Source organism: Arthrobacter sp. AB6, assembly GCF_031844545.1.
Taxonomy (GTDB): Bacteria; Actinomycetota; Actinomycetes; order Actinomycetales; family Micrococcaceae; genus Arthrobacter.
On sequence record NZ_JAUZVL010000006.1, the window covers coordinates 98,470 to 117,049 of the forward strand.

The 18,580-nt window shown below is 66.1% G+C and carries 20 protein-coding genes and 1 tRNA gene; 8 read left to right on the forward strand and 13 right to left on the reverse strand.

All coding sequences use genetic code 11. The features are described from left to right. Positions 1 to 42: 42 nt before the first annotated feature. The 7 genes from Q9R30_RS06875 to Q9R30_RS06905 all read right to left on the reverse strand — a co-directional run bounded on the left by Q9R30_RS06875 (position 43) and on the right by Q9R30_RS06905 (position 5,255). Positions 43 to 1,161 carry a GNAT family N-acetyltransferase gene (locus tag Q9R30_RS06875; RefSeq protein ID WP_104998643.1) on the reverse strand — a complete coding sequence of 373 codons (1,119 nt, stop codon included), beginning with the start codon at positions 1,159 to 1,161 and terminating at the stop codon, positions 43 to 45. Between the two features lie 8 nt (positions 1,162 to 1,169). Beyond that, complete coding sequence (locus Q9R30_RS06880) at positions 1,170 to 2,309, reverse strand: GNAT family N-acetyltransferase (protein WP_311217144.1); 1,140 nt, start codon at positions 2,307 to 2,309, stop codon at positions 1,170 to 1,172. A gap of 124 nt (positions 2,310 to 2,433) precedes the next feature. Continuing rightward, complete coding sequence (rplA, locus tag Q9R30_RS06885) at positions 2,434 to 3,141, reverse strand: 50S ribosomal protein L1 (RefSeq protein ID WP_104998645.1); 708 nt, start codon at positions 3,139 to 3,141, stop codon at positions 2,434 to 2,436. 186 nt (positions 3,142 to 3,327) lie between these two features. Beyond that, the gene (gene rplK / locus Q9R30_RS06890) at positions 3,328 to 3,759 is read right to left on the reverse strand and encodes a 50S ribosomal protein L11 (RefSeq protein WP_003803853.1); all 432 of its coding nucleotides are present in this window, start codon (positions 3,757 to 3,759) and stop codon (positions 3,328 to 3,330) included. Positions 3,760 to 3,888: 129 nt separating this feature from the next. Beyond that, the gene (gene nusG, locus Q9R30_RS06895; protein ID WP_104998646.1) at positions 3,889 to 4,701 is read right to left on the reverse strand and encodes a transcription termination/antitermination protein NusG; all 813 of its coding nucleotides are present in this window, start codon (positions 4,699 to 4,701) and stop codon (positions 3,889 to 3,891) included. Between the two features lie 114 nt (positions 4,702 to 4,815). After that, positions 4,816 to 5,100, reverse strand: coding sequence for a preprotein translocase subunit SecE (secE, locus tag Q9R30_RS06900; protein WP_104998647.1), 285 nt, complete (start codon positions 5,098 to 5,100; stop codon positions 4,816 to 4,818). Between the two features lie 82 nt (positions 5,101 to 5,182). Further along, positions 5,183 to 5,255, reverse strand: a tRNA-Trp gene (locus Q9R30_RS06905). A gap of 275 nt (positions 5,256 to 5,530) precedes the next feature. On the opposite strand from Q9R30_RS06905, the gene Q9R30_RS06910 reads away from it, so the two are divergent. Then, complete coding sequence (locus tag Q9R30_RS06910) at positions 5,531 to 6,748, forward strand: pyridoxal phosphate-dependent aminotransferase (protein WP_311217145.1); 1,218 nt, start codon at positions 5,531 to 5,533, stop codon at positions 6,746 to 6,748. Between the two features lie 145 nt (positions 6,749 to 6,893). On the opposite strand, the gene Q9R30_RS06915 is transcribed toward Q9R30_RS06910, so the two are convergent. After that, positions 6,894 to 7,583 (reverse strand): response regulator transcription factor, encoded by a 690-nt coding sequence (locus Q9R30_RS06915; RefSeq protein WP_104998649.1) that lies wholly within the window; start codon positions 7,581 to 7,583, stop codon positions 6,894 to 6,896. Continuing rightward, positions 7,580 to 9,007 (reverse strand): PspC domain-containing protein, encoded by a 1,428-nt coding sequence (locus tag Q9R30_RS06920; RefSeq protein WP_311217146.1) that lies wholly within the window; start codon positions 9,005 to 9,007, stop codon positions 7,580 to 7,582. Before Q9R30_RS06920 ends, Q9R30_RS06915 begins: the two co-directional genes overlap by 4 nt. Positions 9,008 to 9,131: 124 nt before the next feature. On the opposite strand from Q9R30_RS06920, the gene Q9R30_RS06925 reads away from it, so the two are divergent. The 5 genes from Q9R30_RS06925 (at position 9,132) to Q9R30_RS06945 (ending at position 13,262) form a co-directional block, all read left to right on the forward strand. Then, positions 9,132 to 10,724, forward strand: coding sequence for a PspC domain-containing protein (locus Q9R30_RS06925; protein WP_311217147.1), 1,593 nt, complete (start codon positions 9,132 to 9,134; stop codon positions 10,722 to 10,724). A gap of 1 nt (position 10,725) precedes the next feature. Further along, positions 10,726 to 11,025: a hypothetical protein gene (locus tag Q9R30_RS06930; RefSeq protein WP_234005399.1), complete on the forward strand. Its 300-nt coding sequence runs from the start codon at positions 10,726 to 10,728 to the stop codon at positions 11,023 to 11,025. Between the two features lie 3 nt (positions 11,026 to 11,028). Then, positions 11,029 to 11,286 carry a PspC domain-containing protein gene (locus Q9R30_RS06935; protein ID WP_311217148.1) on the forward strand — a complete coding sequence of 86 codons (258 nt, stop codon included), beginning with the start codon at positions 11,029 to 11,031 and terminating at the stop codon, positions 11,284 to 11,286. 151 nt (positions 11,287 to 11,437) lie between these two features. Continuing rightward, a complete protein-coding gene (locus tag Q9R30_RS06940) occupies positions 11,438 to 12,463 on the forward strand; it encodes an ATP-dependent 6-phosphofructokinase (protein WP_104998653.1) in 1,026 nt (341 codons plus the stop codon). 82 nt (positions 12,464 to 12,545) lie between these two features. Next, positions 12,546 to 13,262 carry a GNAT family N-acetyltransferase gene (locus Q9R30_RS06945; protein WP_104998654.1) on the forward strand — a complete coding sequence of 239 codons (717 nt, stop codon included), beginning with the start codon at positions 12,546 to 12,548 and terminating at the stop codon, positions 13,260 to 13,262. Between the two features lie 85 nt (positions 13,263 to 13,347). Here Q9R30_RS06945 and Q9R30_RS06950 read toward each other — a convergent pair whose 3' ends face one another. The 4 genes from Q9R30_RS06950 to Q9R30_RS06965 all read right to left on the reverse strand — a co-directional run bounded on the left by Q9R30_RS06950 (position 13,348) and on the right by Q9R30_RS06965 (position 16,512). Next, positions 13,348 to 13,782, reverse strand: a complete 435-nt coding sequence (locus tag Q9R30_RS06950; RefSeq protein ID WP_104998655.1) for an ankyrin repeat domain-containing protein — start codon at positions 13,780 to 13,782, stop codon at positions 13,348 to 13,350. Beyond that, positions 13,779 to 14,864, reverse strand: coding sequence for a glycine cleavage T C-terminal barrel domain-containing protein (locus Q9R30_RS06955; protein WP_311217149.1), 1,086 nt, complete (start codon positions 14,862 to 14,864; stop codon positions 13,779 to 13,781). The genes Q9R30_RS06950 and Q9R30_RS06955 overlap by 4 nt, the downstream gene beginning before the upstream one ends. Before the next feature lie 100 nt (positions 14,865 to 14,964). Beyond that, positions 14,965 to 15,573 (reverse strand): FABP family protein, encoded by a 609-nt coding sequence (locus tag Q9R30_RS06960; protein WP_104998656.1) that lies wholly within the window; start codon positions 15,571 to 15,573, stop codon positions 14,965 to 14,967. 171 nt (positions 15,574 to 15,744) lie between these two features. Next, entirely contained in the window at positions 15,745 to 16,512 is a 768-nt protein-coding gene (locus tag Q9R30_RS06965; RefSeq protein WP_104998657.1) for a permease, read from the reverse strand. A gap of 339 nt (positions 16,513 to 16,851) precedes the next feature. Here Q9R30_RS06965 and Q9R30_RS06970 point away from each other — a divergent pair, with 339 nt between their 5' ends. Continuing rightward, a complete protein-coding gene (locus tag Q9R30_RS06970) occupies positions 16,852 to 17,550 on the forward strand; it encodes a response regulator transcription factor (RefSeq protein WP_104998658.1) in 699 nt (232 codons plus the stop codon). Between the two features lie 33 nt (positions 17,551 to 17,583). Further along, positions 17,584 to 18,555 (forward strand): mycothiol synthase, encoded by a 972-nt coding sequence (mshD, locus tag Q9R30_RS06975; RefSeq protein WP_104998659.1) that lies wholly within the window; start codon positions 17,584 to 17,586, stop codon positions 18,553 to 18,555. Positions 18,556 to 18,580 lie beyond the last annotated feature (25 nt).

Consider the following 18,580-nt stretch of genomic DNA (forward strand, 5'->3'; position numbering starts at 1 on the left):
TTCAAGTCTACGGGAGAGCCATCACTGCGCCAAATCGCGCCCTCAGCTGGTGCTTGTGCCCAGCTGCGGGAGTTCTTTCTGCCAGATGCCGGTGACCCCGGCCGTCTGGAACCCCAGCTGCTTGTTGACCGTCAGGAGGTACCGGTTTTCCGGCGCATTCCAGGTGTAGATGATCCGGGCATCCGGAAACTGTTCGGTGAGCCGTTCCATGTTTGCCACCTTGATCAGCAGGCCGAGCTTGTTTCCGCGGTGTTCCTGCAGCACCAGTGTGTCGTCCTGGAAGACAACGTCGGCGCGGTGAGCCAGGACAGTGATGGTGGTCAGGCCCACAAGGGCGCCGGTGGCGAGGTGCTCGACGGCGGTGACCACCGTCCGCCGCCCCTGCGCGATGGCGACGTCTTCCGCTTCCCGGAGGATGCCGCCGTCGAACACCATGTCCTGCTCAACGGGCGCTTCCAAGGAGGGATCGACGTCGGCCCCCGCCTGGTTCTCAAGGACGGCGACAGCTTCGAGCCATTGGTCCGGGCACCGGTCCGTCCAGTGGTGCAGCCGGTAGCGGCCGTTGTTGGCCTCTTCCGCTTCGGCCTGCAGATCCGCAACCAGCTTCGAATCCAGCGGCAGGGCGCAGGAGCTGAACTGTTCAATGTGTTGGAGCGTGTACCCGGTCTTCTGCGCGAACTCTACTTCGCGGCTCTCAAGCGGCACGAAGCCCTGGCCGGAACCGGGGACAAGCTGAGCCTTTTCGAACTCGTGAAGCGACGCACCCGGGTGGTTGGTGTCCACCAGGATCATGGTGCGCCCCTCTGCCCGGGCCAGCTGTTCGGCGGCCTGGAGCAGCCGCCTGCCCACGCCCTGGCGCTGGAATTCCGGCAGGATGTCCAGCGTGAACTCCGCGAGGTCCAGGTTGTCGGTGAGGGGCAAGGCGATGTCCACGGTGCCCACGATTTCGCCCTCCACTTTGGCCACCAGGATGAGCTGCCGCTCATAGGGGTCTTCAAATTCCAGGAGCTTTTCCAGCGGCTCGTAGGCGAGGTCGTCACTCCCCCAGGTCTGCATCCGGACCTTCCGGCCCACCTCGACGGCGGCAAGGAAGTCTGCGGCGTCCGGGGACTCGAGTGAGTCGGGGATCCAGAGCTGTTCGATCTTCACGTCTTTTGCCATTGGCGTCTTCATCCCAGCCGTTTCTGCCACTCACCTTCATAGCCGGCGGGCCTGAATCCAAGGGCAATATTTATGGCCAGCATATGTTGGTTTTCAATGGCATTCCACGTCAACACCGAACGCGCGGACGGCCACCTGTCCTGGGCGCGCCGGAGGTTCGCCAGTTTCACCAGGAGCCCGAGGCGGTGGCCGCGGTGTCCTCCGGCAACGAGCGTGTCCTGCTGGGCGATCGTGTCGGGGACCCCGGGCCGCCAGTTCAGGACGGTGTAGGCAACCAGCTCGCCCGTACTTAGGTGGAGGGCCGCCGTCACTGCCGACTGCACTCCGCCCCCGAGCAGCGTCCGTTCCTCCTCCCGCACGCGGGCGGCATCCCAGTCCTCGCCTTCCCAGTCCATGCCGGCGATGGGAACGTCCTCGGTCATCCTGGCCTTTAGCCGGGCGAAGGCGTCCACCAGGGTCTCCGGGCAGTGATCGTCCCAGCCGGTAAGTCCGTAGCCTGCGGCCCGGGAAGAGGCTTCGGCCTCCAAATGGTCCAGCAGTTCCGGCGGCACCGGCAGCTCCAGGCGGCTGGATCGCTCAACCTGCTCCAGCTCGTAGCCGGAAACGAGGGCAAAGGCTACGGCGGGCGCGGTGAGCGGCAGGCCCCCCGCACCGGATTTGGCGGGCAGCAGGACAGCTCCGTCCGCATACTCCAGCGGGACCTCGTGATAGGCGTCCAAGGACGTCCTGCCCCGCTCCCGGGCTACGGTTTCGGCGTGTTCCCGGAGGATGCGTCCCAAACCCCGGCGCCGGTGGGCCGGGGAGACGAGGACGTCGATTCCGGCGGTGTGCGTGTTCTCGCGGAGCGGGAGCGTCACAGAGCAGAAGCCCACCGGTTCCCGGCCTAGCCTGGCAAGGTAAAGCTGCCGCTCCTCGTACTCATTGCCCCGCCAGAACTCCACGGCTTCCGCCAGCGTGGGGCAGCGGTCCAGGTTGCCCCACAGCTCCAGTTCGTGGGCCACGCGCATGGCATGGCACACCTTGAAGTCGGCAGTTGCCTCCCGGGCGCCTGCCACCGTTCCGCTGCCAGGTGCCAGGAGGACGTCGACGGCGGAAATCGTGAGGGCATCGGGCGTCCCCGGGACGCCATCCAACTCCGGTCCGGCCATTTCTACAGCTTAGGCACAACGCAACCCTTCCGGGACGGACGCTTAAAACACAACCGCCCAGCACAGGTGCCGGGCGGTTGTGTTGGCTGCGGACGGGTCCGCAGCCAGAAGTTCAGGTGAGGATTTAGGCCTCGGTCAGAACCTTGGTGACGTTCGGGTCAACGGAGATGCCGGGACCGAACGTGGTGGCGACAGTAGCCTTCTGGATGTAACGGCCCTTGGAAGCGGACGGCTTCAGGCGAAGCACCTCTTCCAGCGCTGCTGCGTAGTTCTCGGCCAGCTTGACGGCGTCGAAGGACACCTTGCCGATGATGAAGTGCAGGTTGGAGTGCTTGTCGACGCGGAAGTCGATCTTTCCACCCTTGATGTCGTTGACGGCCTTGGTGACGTCAGGGGTCACGGTGCCCGTCTTCGGGTTCGGCATCAGGTTACGCGGACCCAGGACCTTACCGAGGCGGCCAACCTTGCCCATGAGGTCAGGGGTGGCGACGGCGGCGTCGAAGTCGGTCCAGCCGGCCGCGATCTTTTCGATCAGGTCATCGGAACCAACGAAGTCGGCGCCGGCGGCGATTGCAGCCTCAGCCTTGTCGCCGGTGGCGAACACCAGGACGCGGGCGGTCTTACCGGTGCCGTGGGGCAGGTTGACCGTGCCGCGGACCATCTGGTCAGCCTTGCGGGGGTCGACGCCGAGGCGGAATGCAACCTCTACGGTGGCATCGAACTTGGACGGGTTGGTGTCCTTGGCGAGGGTTACTGCCTCGAACGGCGCGTAGAACTTCTCCGCGTCGATCTTGGCGGCTGCTGCCTCATATGCTTTGCTGCGCTTTGCCATGCTGCTTGTTTCTCCTTGTGCAGTTGTGGTCTGCGGACCGCGCTGGGCCCTGCCACAGTTGGTGAGCGGACTCGTTATCCGTGCCCGGTTCCCAACATTTCTATGTAGGTGGTGCCGGTCGTCCCGGCGGTGCCGCCCGTCGTCGTGATCGGTTTCCCGAGCCCGACGCCAAGACGACGGAAGCGACTAGCCTTCGACGGTGATACCCATGGAGCGGGCGGTGCCGGCGATGATTTTCGCGGCGCCTTCGAGGCTGGTGGCGTTGAGGTCTTCCATCTTGGTGGAAGCAATCTCGTTGACCTGGGCCTGGGTCAGCTTGGCAACCTTGACGGTGTGCGGGGTAGCTGAACCCTTGGCGACGCCTGCAGCCTTCTTGATGAGCTCTGCAGCCGGCGGGGTCTTGGTGATGAACGTAAAGGAACGGTCCTCGTAGACCGTGATTTCCACGGGGATGACGTTTCCGCGCTGGGCTTCCGTCGCAGCGTTGTACGCCTTGCAGAATTCCATGATGTTGACACCGTGCTGGCCAAGCGCAGGACCGATCGGCGGAGCCGGGTTAGCGGCACCTGCCTGGATCTGCAGCTTGATGAGGCCGGTGACCTTCTTCTTGGGAGCCAATGTAGGGTCCTTCTCTCAATAACGTCCTGGGGCACAGGAGCGTGCCTCAGGTTTTTGGCCGCCATGGCGAGGCGGCCGGCCGTTCCGGTGCCGCTAAGCGGGCAGCGCCGGGACGAATTCTTTGGATAATCAGATCTTGGTGACCTGGTTGAACGCCAGGGTGACCGGGGTTTCGCGCTCGAAGATGGAAACCAGCACCACGAGGGTCTGGGATTCGACCTTGATCTCGGAGATCGTGGCGGGAAGGGTCTCGAAGGGGCCCTCCTTGACGATGACCGACTCGCCGACCTCGAAGTCAACGTCCACCGGAGCCTGGTTCTGCTTGTTGACCGGCTTGCCCTTCTCGGCCTGCTCTTCCTCGAAGACGGGGGCGAGCATGGAGAAGACCTCATCAAGGCGCAGCGGCACCGGGTTGTGGGCGTTGCCCACGAAGCCGGTAACGCCGGGGGTGTGCCGGACGGCGCCCCAGGAGGCGTCGGTCAGGTCCATGCGGACCAGCACGTAGCCCGGGATGCGGACGCGGTTGATCACCTTGCGCTGAGCGTTCTTGATCTCAACGACTTCTTCCATCGGGACCTGGATCTCGAAGATGTAATCTTCCATGTCCAGGGTCTGGATGCGGGTTTCCAGGTTGGCCTTCACGCGGTTTTCGTAACCTGCGTAGGAGTGGATGACGTACCAGTCACCTTCCTGGCGGCGCAGCTTGGCCTTGAACTCTTCTGCGGGGTCTACCTCGGCCTTGGCGGCGGCAGCGGCGAGGGCGTCGGTGGACTGTCCCTCGGAGCCGGCCTCGTCATCGGCCTCTGCGTCGAAGTCATCGGAATCGGCGTCATCGGATTCGGGCGCGGAGGATTCAACCCCAGACTCGTCACCGGCTTCTGCCGTGATGTCCGCGGACTCTTCCAGCTCAGTCTCGGTTACCTCGAGCTCCTGCTCAGACACTTGGTCTCCTGCTTCCTCATTGCCTAACATGCCTATTTAAATGGCTCAATTCCGCACACCGCGTGTTCCCTCCGGATTCCCGGATGGAACACACAGCCTGCGGACGGTGCAGCCTTAGCTGTCCGTGGGGCCTTTACCGCCGAAGAGCCAGCCGACGGCGGATCCGAAGCCAATGTCCAGCAGGCTGACGATGACCATCATGATGCCTACGAACACCAGCACCACGAGTGTGTAATTAATCAGTTCCTTGCGGGTTGGTGCAACAACCTTCTTCAGCTCGCCGATGATCTGGCGGACAAAGAGTGCAATACGGGCGAAGAAGTTTGCCTTGGCGTCCTTCTTAGCTGGGCGGCCCTTGGAGCTGCTGGCAGCTGTTTCGGTCACCTGGTCCTCGCTCATCTTTGCAATGTTGGATTACCCGGCCCTGATCAGAACCATGGTTGCTGCGCTTGCCCCGGTTTTTCGCCCGGGGCAGCTTGCGCAGGGCAGACAGGACTCGAACCTGCAACCTGCGGTTTTGGAGACCGCTGCGCTACCAATTGCGCCACTACCCTATGGAGTGAATTCCACTCTCCGATGACGAACCGCCAGCTGCACTGGGGCGCACGTCATCATCCGTGTTTCAACACCGGTGAACCAGTCTACGCAACAACTTCGCGTTCGTCGAACCGGCCCGTTTCCGGCCCCCGACTGCTGCCCCTGGCTGACATTGACCGGAACAGTCACAAATCAAAACGGGCAACCCGGAGGGTCCGCTGAACAGCATAGAGTAGAACTCGTCGAATCCCACATTCCAGCCGCCAGGCTGCAAGCGAAGAACGGACCTGCCATGTCTGCCGCCCGCGTTTCCCAGCGCATTTCCGCCATTGCCGAATCCGCAACCCTCGCCGTTGATGCCAAGGCGAAGGCGCTGAAGGCAGCAGGCCGGCCGGTCATTGGTTTCGGCGCGGGTGAACCCGACTTTCCCACCCCGGACTACATCGTCCAGGCCGCCATTGAGGCGGCGGGCCAGCCGAAATACCACCGCTACTCCCCTGCCGGCGGGCTGCCCGAACTGAAGAAGGCCATCGCCGAGAAGACCCAGCGCGACTCCGGCTACGCCGTGGACCCTTCCCAGGTGCTGGTGACCAACGGCGGCAAGCAGGCCGTCTACAACACCTTCGCCACCCTGGTGGACCCGGGTGACGAGGTCATTGTTCCCACTCCATTCTGGACCACCTACCCGGAAGCCATCCGGCTTGCCGGTGGCGTGCCCGTGGAGGTCTTCGCCGGCCCGGAGCAGGACTACCTAGTCACCGTTGAACAGCTTGAGGCGGCTGTCACGGACAAAACGAAGATCCTGCTTTTCGTCTCGCCGTCCAACCCAACCGGCTCGGTCTACTCGCCGGAGCAGGTTGCCGAGATCGGCAAATGGGCGGCGTCAAAGGGCCTGTGGGTGGTCACCGACGAGATCTACGAGCACCTGACGTACGACGGCGTTCCCTTCACCTCGATCGCGACCGCCGCCCCTGAGCTGGGCGACAAGGTCGTCATCCTCAACGGCGTCGCGAAGACTTACGCCATGACCGGCTGGCGCGTGGGCTGGATGATCGGCCCGGCCGATGTCATCAAGGCAGCCACCAACCTCCAGTCACACGCAACGTCCAATGTCTCCAACATCATGCAGATCGCCGCCCTGGCCGCCGTTTCCGGTCCCCTGACCGCCGTCGACGAGATGAAGGTGGCGTTCGACCGCCGACGCAAGGCCATCGTTGCGGGCCTGAACGCCATCGACGGGGTGGAGTGCCCGACGCCGAAAGGCGCCTTCTACGTCTACGCGGACGTCCGCGCGCTGCTGGGGAAGGAATTCCCGACGGCGTCCGGCACCGCCACGCCGCACACCTCCGCTGAGCTGGCGGCACTGATCCTGGACGAGGTCGAGGTGGCAGTGGTTCCGGGTGAGGCCTTCGGCCCCTCCGGCTTCCTGCGCCTTTCGTACGCACTGGGCGACGATGACCTCGCCACCGGTGTGCAGCGCCTGCAGGACTTCCTGGGCAAGGCCCAGTAGGCACCCTCTCTCACTTAACGTGGGAAAAACCGGAGCGCTCTATCACTCCCTCCAGGAGAGTGAGAGAGCGTTCGGGTTTAAGGCGCATCAAGTGAGAGAGCGTTCGGGTTTAAGGCGCATCAAGTGAGAGAGCGTTGCGTGGGGGTTAGAGGAGGCGGCGTTCGGCGGCCCACTTGGTCAGCTCGTGCCGGCTGGACAACTGGAGTTTGCGGAGTACTGCCGAGACGTGGGTTTCCACGGTCTTGATGCTGATGAAAAGCTCCTTGGCCACCTCCTTGTAGCTGTAGCCGCGGGCGATGAGGCGCATCACCTCGAGCTCCCGCGCGGAGAGCCTGTCCAGCTCGTCATCCGCGATGTCGGCCGGGGCGGTGCCGAAGGCGTCCAGGACAAAGCCGGCCAGCCGCGGCGAGAAGACGGCATCTCCTCCGGCCACCCGATATACGGCGTCGGTTATTTCGGCCCCGGAGATGGTCTTGGTGACGTAGCCCCGGGCTCCAGCCCGGATGACCGCCACCACGTCCTCCGCCGCGTCCGAGACGCTGAGCGCCAGGAACCTCGTAGTGGACAGCAGTGCCGCCGAGCCGGCGATCACTTCGCGGCCGCCGCCGCCGAGGCCGCCCGGCAGGTGGACGTCGAGCAGCACCACGTCCGGCCGTTCCTGCGCTATCACGGCGATGGCCTGCTCCACGGTGGCGGCCTCGCCCACAATCTGGACGCTCGGATCGAGGTCGGCCTTCAGGCCTGAACGGAAGATCGCGTGATCATCCACGAGCACCACCCGGACAGACTGTGTGGCGCGGTTGGTCCCGTTGCCGGCTCCCTGTGCTGTATTCATGGTTTGCCTTCCGTGTACTGCGGTTGCTTCTCCGCCTGCGCGGCCGGGAACCCCAGCCGGACTTGCGTGCCTTCACTGGTGCTGGTGATGGTGGCCGAGCCTCCGTGCCGGTTCATCCGGCCGATGATGGACTCCCGCACGCCCAGCCGGTCTTCGGGGACGTCCTGGAGTTCGAAGCCGGGACCCCGGTCCTTGATGAACACTTCGGCCCGCCCGCGGGTGGCCTCAAGATAGACCGATACCGCGCCGCCGCCGTGCCGCGACGCGTTAAGCATTGCCTCACGGCTGGCCTGGATCAGCGCCTCATGCCCCTCGGTGACCTCGGTGTCTCCCACGCTGACCACCTCCACTGCGTTCCCCAGCAGGTCCTCCACTTCCCCGGCGACCGCCTTGATCCGGTCCGAGAGCAGCCCGGAGTCCTTTCCGGGGTCGCCGAATAGCCAGCCCCGGAGTTCCCGCTCCTGCGCGCGGGCCAGGCGGACGACGTCGTGCTCGTTGGCGGCGCGCCGCTGGATGAGTGCCAGCGTCTGCAGGACCGAGTCGTGAAGGTGTGCCGCGATTTCCGCGCGTTCGGTCTCGCGGATCCTGCCGGCGCGTTCAGCTTCGAGGTCGCGCCAGAACTTCAGCGCCCACGGCAGCAGGACCAGCACCACCCCGCCGAGGACGGCCACGGATGCCAGCAGCGCCAGCCAGGTCTGCTCCCAGGAACCGGAGCCGGACACCATCACCAGGACGCCCGCCACCACCAACGCCAAGCCGGCGGCGAGCCGGGCCCAGCCGCCCGCTTGGTTTGCTTTGGTCTTGTCCACCAGCCCGGCCCGGCGGGTCTCATCAAGCTGCATCCAGGCGATGGAGGCCCCGCCCAGGACCGCGGCCGCGGGGATGATGGTCCCCAAGGGAACGTCCACGCCCAGCAGTTGGGCGCTCAGGATGCCCGCCACCAGGAGCAGCCCGGCACCGAGCAGGATCTCCTTGCCGTACCGCATCTCGCGGAACCGGAACCAGGGTGCCGGCACCTCCTCCGCGGCCAGTCCTGCTCCTGCAACCATGCCGGGGCCGGCGTTAGCCGACGGCGTGCCCATACCGGCGCCGGCGGGAGAACCGCCCGGGGAGCCGCCGGCAGGAACGCCTTTGAAGGGATCCACCGTAGTCCCGGCCGGCAAGGGCTTGAGGCTCACGGCAGGAGCAATGGGCGACGCCGGCCGCCGTCCCTGCCGCCGGGCGCTTTCGTAAGCGGTGGGCACCATGATCCAGAGCCAGGCGTAGAACACGACGCCGGCACCTCCGGCAAGGGACGCCAGGACCATCCCCACACGCACAGTGTTCACCGGCAGCCCAAGATGCGCGGCGAGGCCTGAACAGACCCCCGCAATGAAGCGGTCGCTGCTCCGGACCAGCGGCGGGCGGGCGGGCGCGGATGTCATGGTTCAATCCAAGCACGGATCAGGGTCTCCCGGACCCGGTTCGCACGGGAACCGGGGGCCCCTCAGGGAAGGCTCAGGGTGTCCCCCAGTAGAGCGGCCCAGCCGGGGGCGGCACGATCGAAGTATGAACTCGCTAACCCCAAACCCCCATGACGGCACGCCGGAAGATCCCCCAGCCAGCCCGGAAAAGGAGAATCCCACAGAGCCCCTCCCCAGGCGCGGGAACCCCACTCAGCCCCTGGTTCTGCCTCCTTCTGCCTCCGCATCGCCGCAGGATTCCGCAAGCCCGGGCCCAGCGCATGAACCAGTCTTCGAAACTGCGCAGGAGTCCGCCCAGGACTATCCGCATGGTCACCGGTCCCAGGGCCCTCCGCAGCCGGAAACTCCTGGCGGCGGCAGCTACTCCTATGCCGGAGTCCCGGACCAGCAGACCGACTTCTTCGGCTGGGTCCGCAGCCAGGGAATCAGCCGCGGCCAGGACCGCTGGGTGGGGGGCGTTTCCAGCGGCATCGCGCAGCGTATGGGAATCGACCCGTTGATTGTCCGCGGCGTCTTCATCATCCTTGCCCTCTTCGCCGGGATCGGCGTGCTTCTCTACGGACTTGCCTGGGCCTTCTTGCCTGAGCCCGACGGGCGCATCCACGTCCAGGAAGCCGGCGCGGGGCGCTGGACCACCGGGATGACGGGTTCACTGATCACGGTGGTGGCAGGATTCAGCGGGCTCGGCAACGGCTTCTGGGGCTGGGGCAACCGGGGTGTTGGCCCCTTCCTGTGGTCCCTGTTGTGGGTCGGCGGTGCCATCTACCTGGTGTACTACCTGGTGCAGCGCAACAAAACAGCCCCAGGCACGCCGGCCAGTGCAGCTACGGCCGGCGCGGCTGCCTACCCAGCGGGGACGTCCACTCCAACTACCCCGCCGTACTCAGACGTCGCAGGCAGCGGCCCGTTTGCCGGCAACCCCTACGGCGGGACTGTCGGTGGCACCGGAGCTGGTGCCGGGAGCGGTTCCGGCAGCGGTGGATGGGGCAGCGGTGGATACAGCGGCGGCCGGCCGTCGCCGGTTCCGCCCCCCACTCCCAGGGTGCGCGCCGCAGGTCCCGGAACTCCCGCCGTCGCAATCGCTGCAGGCAGTGCGCTGCTGGTGGGCGCTGGCCTGAAAGCCCTGGACCTCACCAACGTCATCGACCTCGGCAACTCCGCCAACGCGGTTGCCTGGGCCAGCGCGGCAGCCGTCCTGGGCATTTGCATCCTCATTCTTGGCCTCCGCGGCCGGACCGCCGGCATCCTCTCGTTCTTTGCCGTGGCGGCCCTGATCACAGGAGGAATCTTCAATGTGGTGGGCAACAACGGAGACCGCGTCCGCTTCCAGCACGTTGACTGGGCACCGACGAGCATCGAGCAGGCCAGCGGCGGATTCGACATCACGGCCGGCAGCGGAACCGTTGACCTTACGGCCATGCCCCTGGATACCCCGCTCACCTCGGAGGTCCGCGTCCCCCTGGACATCACCGCCAGCAACGTCACAGTGATCATCCCGGGCGAGGTGCCCGTGGACATCAAGGCGGACATGACCCTCGGCAACCTGAACGAACGCGGGAACCAGCGGGGCGGCATCACCACCCGGCAGGGCAGCTACAACACCGACAAGCCCGGCAGCCACCTGGTGATCCAGATCAACGGCACTGTCAGCAACGTCACCATCCAGGAAGGCAAGTGACATGAGCAGCCAAACTACGGGCCCAAACCCGTACATTCCGGATCCGCATGCACAGGGAAGCACGACGGCGGCAGGCGCCTCTCCTGCCCCATCTTCCGGGGCACGCGTGGGAACCATCGTCTGGGGCCTGATCGTCCTGGCCCTCGCCGCACTGATCATCATCGCCCAACTGGGCATCGTCGCCCTCAACGGAACCTACGTCCTGATCGGACTCATGATCGGGGCAGGCGCGGCCCTGGTGCTCGGCGGCCTCCTCTCCGCCCGGAAACGTGACAACGGCCCAACAACACGGAAGTCTTGAACCATGGACAAGTTTTTCAGCATCGTCAGGGGCCTCGGCCTGAAACGCGGACCGGAACGGTGGCTTGGAGGCGTACTGGGAGGAATGGCTGCCAAGCTCAACGTGGACGTTGCTTTCGTCCGCATCGCGTTCCTGGTTTTCTGCCTGCTCCCCGGCCCGGCCGTCATCTTCTACCTCCTGGCCTGGGTGATCCTGCCGGACCAGAAGGACGTCATCCCGCTCCAGGTATTCCTCGAGCGGCGGTCCCTGAACCGTCCCTGACAACAGCACCACAAGGCCCCCGCTCCAGCTGCACCGGAGCGGGGGCTTTGTGTAACCAGTTTGTGTCGTACCCCACACACGCCACTAGAATCTATGTGAGCTCAGCGTGGCGCTCTGCCTGTAAACCCTCTCCCCAGGATTTGAGCGAGACATGAAAATCGGAATTCTTACCAGCGGTGGCGACTGCCCCGGCCTGAATGCGGTCATCCGCGGCGCGGTCCTCAAAGGTATTGCCATCCACGGCCACGAGTTCGTGGGCTTCCTCGACGGCTGGCGCGGCGTCGTTGAGGGCGACATCATCGATATCCCCCGGACCATGGTCCGCGGCATCGCCAAGCAGGGCGGCACCATCCTGGGCACCTCACGTACCAATCCGTTCGAAAACGGTGGCGGTCCCGAGGTCATCAAAGCCCACATGGACCGGCTGGGAATTGATGCCATCATCGCCATCGGCGGTGAGGGAACCCTCGCTGCGGCGAAGCGCCTCACGGACGCAGGCCTGAAGATCGTCGGCGTGCCCAAGACGGTGGACAACGACCTTGACGCCACGGACTACACGTTCGGCTTCGACACCGCTGTGCAGATCGCCACCGAAGCGATCGACCGCCTCCGCACCACCGGTGAGTCCCACCACCGCTGCATGATTGCCGAAGTCATGGGCAGGCACGTCGGCTGGATCGCCCTCCACGCCGGCATGGCCGCCGGCGCGCACGCCATCCTCATCCCGGAGCAGAAGGTCAGCATCGAGCAGATCACCGAGTGGGTGAAGGAAGCCCATTCCCGCGGCCGTGCGCCGTTGGTGGTGGTGGCGGAAGGTTTCGTCCCGGAGCACATGGAGACCCCGCATTCCGAGCGCGGCCTGGACACCTTCGGCCGCCCCCGTCTGGGCGGCATCGCGGACCAACTCGCCCCGGAACTGGAAGCCCGGACCGGCATCGAAACCCGCGCCACCATCCTGGGCCACATCCAGCGCGGCGGCGTGCCGTCCGCCTTCGACCGCGTCCTGGCCACCCGACTGGGCATGGCGGCCATCGACTCCGTGGTGGAAGGCTACTGGGGCACCATGGTGGCGCTCAAGGGAACGGACATAGAGCACGTGGGCTTCCAGGATGCGCTCGGACAGCTCAAGACCGTCCCGCAGAAACGCTACGACGAAGCCGCCGTCCTGTTCGGCTGAGTTGTCGCCGGGAGGCCAGGTCCTCCCCTGCTGCCGTGGTGTCCTGTTCTGCGGCGCGCGCTGCCCGCCCTAGGCTGGAGGCATGACACTTGACCCCGGTTCCGCAGCCATCATCCAGCTCGCGTGGGCCCGGCACCTGGGACTCGAGGACGACGCCTTCGGATCCGCCCTGGCGTCCGGGGAACGGATCGTCCGCGCGGACGACAATGCCCGGACGGTGGAGTTTGTCCGGCTTTTTGGCAGCTCTGCCCTGGTGGGCCCGCAGTGGGTCATCGACGCCGCGGAGGGCATCGCCGACGAAGAGATGGCCCAGCATGTAACGCTCATGACGCTGACGCGGTCCCACGGCGGCCATGGGATGGGCGCCGCAGCCCTGTTCTTCGCGGACGACCTCCCCCTGAAGCAGCCCCCGGAAGAGATGACTGTTTCACACGGCAACCCGGAGGCCATCGAACTGGAGGGCAACTGCCCGCCGGACGACGTCAACGAGGTGGGCCTGTCGGACCTCGAAAACCGTTACACGATCGTCCACGAGGTGGAGGGCCGCCGCGTGCCGCTTGCCTGCGGAGCCTACTCCGAGTGGGAGGGCCTGCTGGCCCACTTGGGTGTCCTGGTGGACCCGGCATGGCGGCGGCGGGGCCTGGGGACGCTGGCCGCTTCCATCGCGGCGCACGAGGCGCTGGCCGCGGGGCTCACGCTGCAATGGCGGACGGACGTCAGCAACACCGGAGCCCTGGCGCTGGCCCGGAATCTCGGCCTGTCAGCCGGCGGAATCCAGACCAGCGTCCACCTTGGCTGACCCCGGGATTGCCGCGCCAGGTCCGGTGAGGGCCACCGGGTCCTCCTCGGCCAGGTTGTGATCTGCCGGACGGGACCCGGTGGCACTAGCCCAGGAGATCCGTGATCTCCTGGCGGGCGAACATTTGGGCTGCTGCGCGGGCGGACGGCGAACCTGCGTCCGGATCGGCGCCGGCGTCGAGCAGCACCCGGGCAACGTCGGTGTAACCCTTGAATGCGGCCCCGGCGAGCGGTGTCTGGCCCCGGTCGTTCGCGGAGTTGGCATCGGCACCGTGTTTCAGGAGGAGCTGAACGGTCTCCGCGTGGCCGTGGTAGGCGGCCAGCATGAGCAGCGAATCCCCGGCCGCATTGGTCAAGGTGGCGGGAGCGCCGGCGTCGAGATACGCACGCAACAGTGCAGTCTCCCCCTCCCGTGCCGCCTGGAAGAGCGTCTGCGCCAGGGCCAGCGTCTCGTCGTCGGGCGCTGCGCCGCGTGGTGCTGTGCTGGACGGCGCTGTTCTGGTTTCGGCGTCTTCGGTCATGAGCGTGGCCCCCTGAGGAATCCGGTCTGGCGCCCCACCACCTGGCCGGCGTCGGGGGCAACAATGAGTTCCTGGGCAGCGGGGTACGGCTCGTCGCCGTCCAGGACCGTCAGTATCTCATCGGGGGCAACCGAACGCTTTATGACTGCCAGGGCAACCGGGCCCATCTCATAATGCTGCGCCACGGATGTAACGGTCCCCACCTTCCGCTCCCCCGCCAGCACGGGGCTGCCGGCCTGGGGCAGCGTGTGCTGGGAGCCGTCCAGCTGGAGGAAGACGAGCCGCCGGGGCGGGTGGCCCAGATTGTGCACACGCGCGATGGTTTCCTGTCCTTTGTAGCAGCCCTTGGCCAGGTGCACGGCGGTCCTCAGGAGGTCCAGCTCGTGCGGAATGGTCTTGTCGTCCGTCTCGGCCCCGATCCGGGGACGCCAGGCGGCCACGCGCAGCGCCTCGGCGGCAAGGACGCCTGCAAGGGGACGCTCTCCCACTGTCCGCTCCAGCTCGTCGGCCGGCACCAGGTACTCGAACCACGGCCGGTCCAGGCCGGGGTGGCCCGACTCCGGGACAGTGGCGTAGGAGTAGCCGCCCGCCCCCACGTGCGGCCACGGGTCCTGCCAGGCCAGCAGACCGGACCATTCGGACACAGCCTTCGTGCTGCCGACCACGGCCCAGTCCGCGGAGGCATCCGCGATATCCACCCGCAGCGTGAACTTCATCCTGTTGAGGAACTCTGCCAGCGGGGCGGCTTCGGCGGCCTCGACGATCAGCCAGGTGGTGCCGCCGTCGTCAATGACCCGGGCGTCGAAATCGATCCGGCCCTGCACGCTCAGAAGGAGCAGTTCGCTGGACTCGCCCGGCTGCAGGCCTGTGACCTGCTGCGAGGAGAGGGTGTTGAGCCAGCTGAGGCGGTCCGGACCTGTCACTGTCACGACGCCGCGGGAGGAGAGGTCGACGACGGCGGTTCCGGCCGCGAGGGCGCGCTGCTCGCGGAGGGGCTCACCGTAGTGGGCGGCAACACCGGCGTCGGCACCGGCCGCCTCGACGGCGCCAGGGCGCGACAGCAGGGGGCTGGGAGTAGTCATATGTAGTAGAAGTCCTTGGGGCTCGGCGGTATTCCGGATTCTTGCAAATCGACGCGGGATTCGGCCGCCTGCACCCTCGGCGCGGAAGGACGGGTAGGGGTCAGGAGACCTTTTTCAGGAAGGCCGAGGCGTGCGCTTCCAGGCCCTTTCCTTCCTTGCCGCCAACGGCCACGTCCCAGCGCCACAGGAGGTTCCCGTCTACCAGGCCGAAGATGCGCGTGGCGGCGCTGTAGTCCTTGGAATGGCTGCCGCGCATCACCATATCCGTGGTGAGCTGGATCTGCGGGCCCTTGATCTGCCCGTAGTAGAGCTCGGAAATGCCGCCGGGGTGCGAAATGGACACCGAGATGTCGAACCCGCCCTCGCTGTTGCGCAGGGCCTCCACTTCGTCGGCACTCTTCAGCGCCGGAACGATGTCCGCGGGGATCAGGCCCGGGCCGCCGTCGGCATCAAGCTGCTTGCGCTCCAGCGCCCAGAAGCCGGTCTCGACGGTGAGCGGCCGCAGGCGCGTGCCGTCGTCGTCCGTCAGCCAGCTCTCCGCGCGGTACTGAAGGTACGGCAGCCCGTTGTGGGTGAAGGACACGTGCTGCAGGAAATGCTCCGAGTCCTCGTCCCCGCTGCCGAGGCGGCCGCGGCCTTCCCACTCACCAATGAGCCAGGAAAGCGGAACAAGTTCGGGAGTCAGGTCTGTGGGAATCTCAATGGGCACTGCGATTACCTCGGGAAACGGCTAGCTCCGGAAAAGGGGACTACTTCTGGCCTTTGAACAGGCGGTAGACCACGAAGCCGGCAAACCAGGCCATGGCGAGGCTGGCGATGCCGAGCAGGACAAGGAAGAAGATTTCAAAAGCAAGTACGGACATGGTGCCATCCTAACGCGTTAGTAGATGAGAAGTTTGTCTATGAAGTAGGCCAGGGAACCCACCGCGGAGACAGGAGCTAGGCCCATGCTAAGGGCTGCCTGGATGTTAAGGGGTGCACCGCGAAGCGTGACGAGCCGCCGGAAGCTTGCCAGTACTGCACCAACCACTACGCCGAAGATGGCGGCCGGCAGGACGGCTATGTCCGAGAACACCAGTCCGGCAAGGGGCCCGGCAAGGCCGGCCAGCACGATTCCAAGGGGCGCCACCACGCTGTCCGGCCAGCGGATCAGCCCGGCCAGCAGGGCAACTGCGGCACTGATGGCCGCCACCAGGAGCATCTCCCGGACACCGTTGAACCGCGCACCCGCTATCCAACCGGAGCCCAGGCAGGCGAGCAGCACGCCTACGCAGCATCCCAGCGTGGATTCCAGCCGCTGCGCCTGCCCGGTTCCGCGGATCAACTGCACCACAAAGACCGCGATCATGCCCAGGGCGATGAAGGCGGGGGTCCAGTCCAGGTACCCGGGAGCGGGAGCCAGGCCGGCACCGAGCGCGGCTCCGGCGCCTGGCACGGCAATCACTGCTGCCAGGGTCTTCTTGGCAGGAATACGGAGAAAGTGCGGCCAGCCGACGCCGATGGCGGCGGCGGTGGCCACCGCCACGCCTACGAGCACCTCGCGGGACGTATAGACGCCGGCAATGATCGCGGCCAGGCCGGCCATTCCCACCACGCCGATGGTCCACGAGCCCAAGGGCCGCGCAGGAGCCTGCAGTTCCGCCGTCATGCGGAACCCGGCCTGGACTTAGTTTCTGCACTCACTGCGCTGCAATCCCATCCTGGCGGCGACCTGGAAAGGCGGGCCGCCCTTCGCGGAGGGCGTCGGGGCCCTTGGCTCAATCCTGCCTTATATGAACGGCATATGTCGCAAAACGTCCCCTCATCCGGGCCGAATCCATGGTTGCGAAGGCACCGCCGGGTATACTCAAAGCTCAGCTACGCTCCCTGCTGAGGTTGCCGGCCGGCGCCCTGAACAATGGCCGGAGACCCGAGCAGGAAGCCAGTACCGGCCGGTGGAAACCCGGTTCAGTCGCCCAATGATGCGCGGACGGCCCTTGGAGGAACAATGTCGCACATCCTGCTCTTGACGAACAGCCCTGGCTCTTCGGTGGACATCCTGCCCGCCCTGGAATTGCTGAACCACCGGGTCCACATCCTCCCTGCCGAGCCCACCGCGCTGCTGGAGACGGACCCCTGCGACATCGTGCTGCTGGATGCCCGCAAGGACCTGGTGGGCGCCCGCTCCCTCACCCAGCTGCTCAAGGCCACCGGCCTGAGCGCGCCCCTGGTACTGATCCTGACCGAAGGCGGAATGGCGGCTGTTTCCTCGGCCTGGGCCGTGGACGACATCGTGCTGGACTCCGCCGGGCCTGCTGAAGTGGAAGCCCGGATCAGGCTGTCTGTTGCCCGCGCCGTCCCGGACCAGGAGGACACGCCGACGGAGATCCGGGCCGCCGGCGTAGTCATCGACGAAGCGAGCTACACCGCCCGCGTGAACGGCGCACCGCTCAACCTGACCTTCAAGGAATTCGAGCTGCTGAAGTACCTGGCGCAGCACCCCGGCCGCGTTTTCACCCGCCAGCAGCTGCTCACCGAAGTGTGGGGCTACGACTACTACGGCGGCACCCGCACCGTGGATGTCCACGTCCGCCGCCTACGGGCGAAGCTGGGCGCCGATCACGAGAACCTCATCAGCACCGTGCGCAACGTGGGCTACCGCCTGACCTTGGTGCGGCAGCAGGAGGATGAGCTCACCGAGGCCTGAGCGCCGGAGCCGCTTCCCGTATAGCCTTGCCTCATGACTCCAGCGCACCCAGAGAAGTGGCCCGTCCATGCTGAACGGGGCGCGGTTGACCAGCAGCTGCTGAAGGACTGCCGGGACCTCCTGACCGCGGCAGAGGAATCGGACGGTAATCCTTCCATTTCGGAGCAGACCCAGGTGACCATGCGCGCCGGCGATTCGGCGGAGCACTCGGTGCTCACCCTGGCGCTGTATGCCCCTGACGAGGACTCTGATCCCGCCAGCGGGCAGGACCTGGCCGGATTTGCCGTGGTGGTGGAATCCCCCGACGGCACCGGAGTGCTGGAGATCGCCGTCCACCCCAGCTACCGGAACCAGGGCGTGGCAGACCGCCTGGTGGGTGCCCTTCAGGACAGCCGCGGCCTAAACGGATTGAAGGCGTGGTCCCACGGCAACCACGAGGCCGCCGCGGAACTGGCTGCCCGCTACGGTTTCGGGCCGGTGCGTGAGCTTTGGAAGATGAGGATGACGACGGCGGGGGCGGACCTTCCCGAGGCCGTCCTGCCGGAGGGCGTGTCAATCCGCGCCTTTGTTCCCGGGCAGGATGAGGAAGCCTGGCTGGCCGTCAACCGGGCCGCCTTCGCCCACCACCCCGAACAGGGCAGCCTTACCCGGGCCGACCTTGAGGCGCGCATGGCCGAGGACTGGTTCAACCCTGAAGGCTTCCTGCTGGCCGAGGACCGGCAGGGCAGGCTGCTGGGTTTCCACTGGACCAAGGTCCACCCCAAGCACGGACCCCACCCGGCCATCGGCGAGGTGTACGCGGTGGGTGTTGCCCCTGAAGCGCAGGGGATGGGCCTTGGCAAGGCCCTTACCCTGGCCGGCATCAGGTACCTGCAGGACCTGGGGCTGCACGCCGTCATGCTTTACACCGATGCGGACAACGTCCCCGCAGTTTCGCTGTACCGGCGGCTGGGGTTCACCCGTTGGGACATGGACGTAATGTACGGGCCGGTGGCAGCCGGTTAGTCCTGCAGGCGGTTCATGAAGGTGG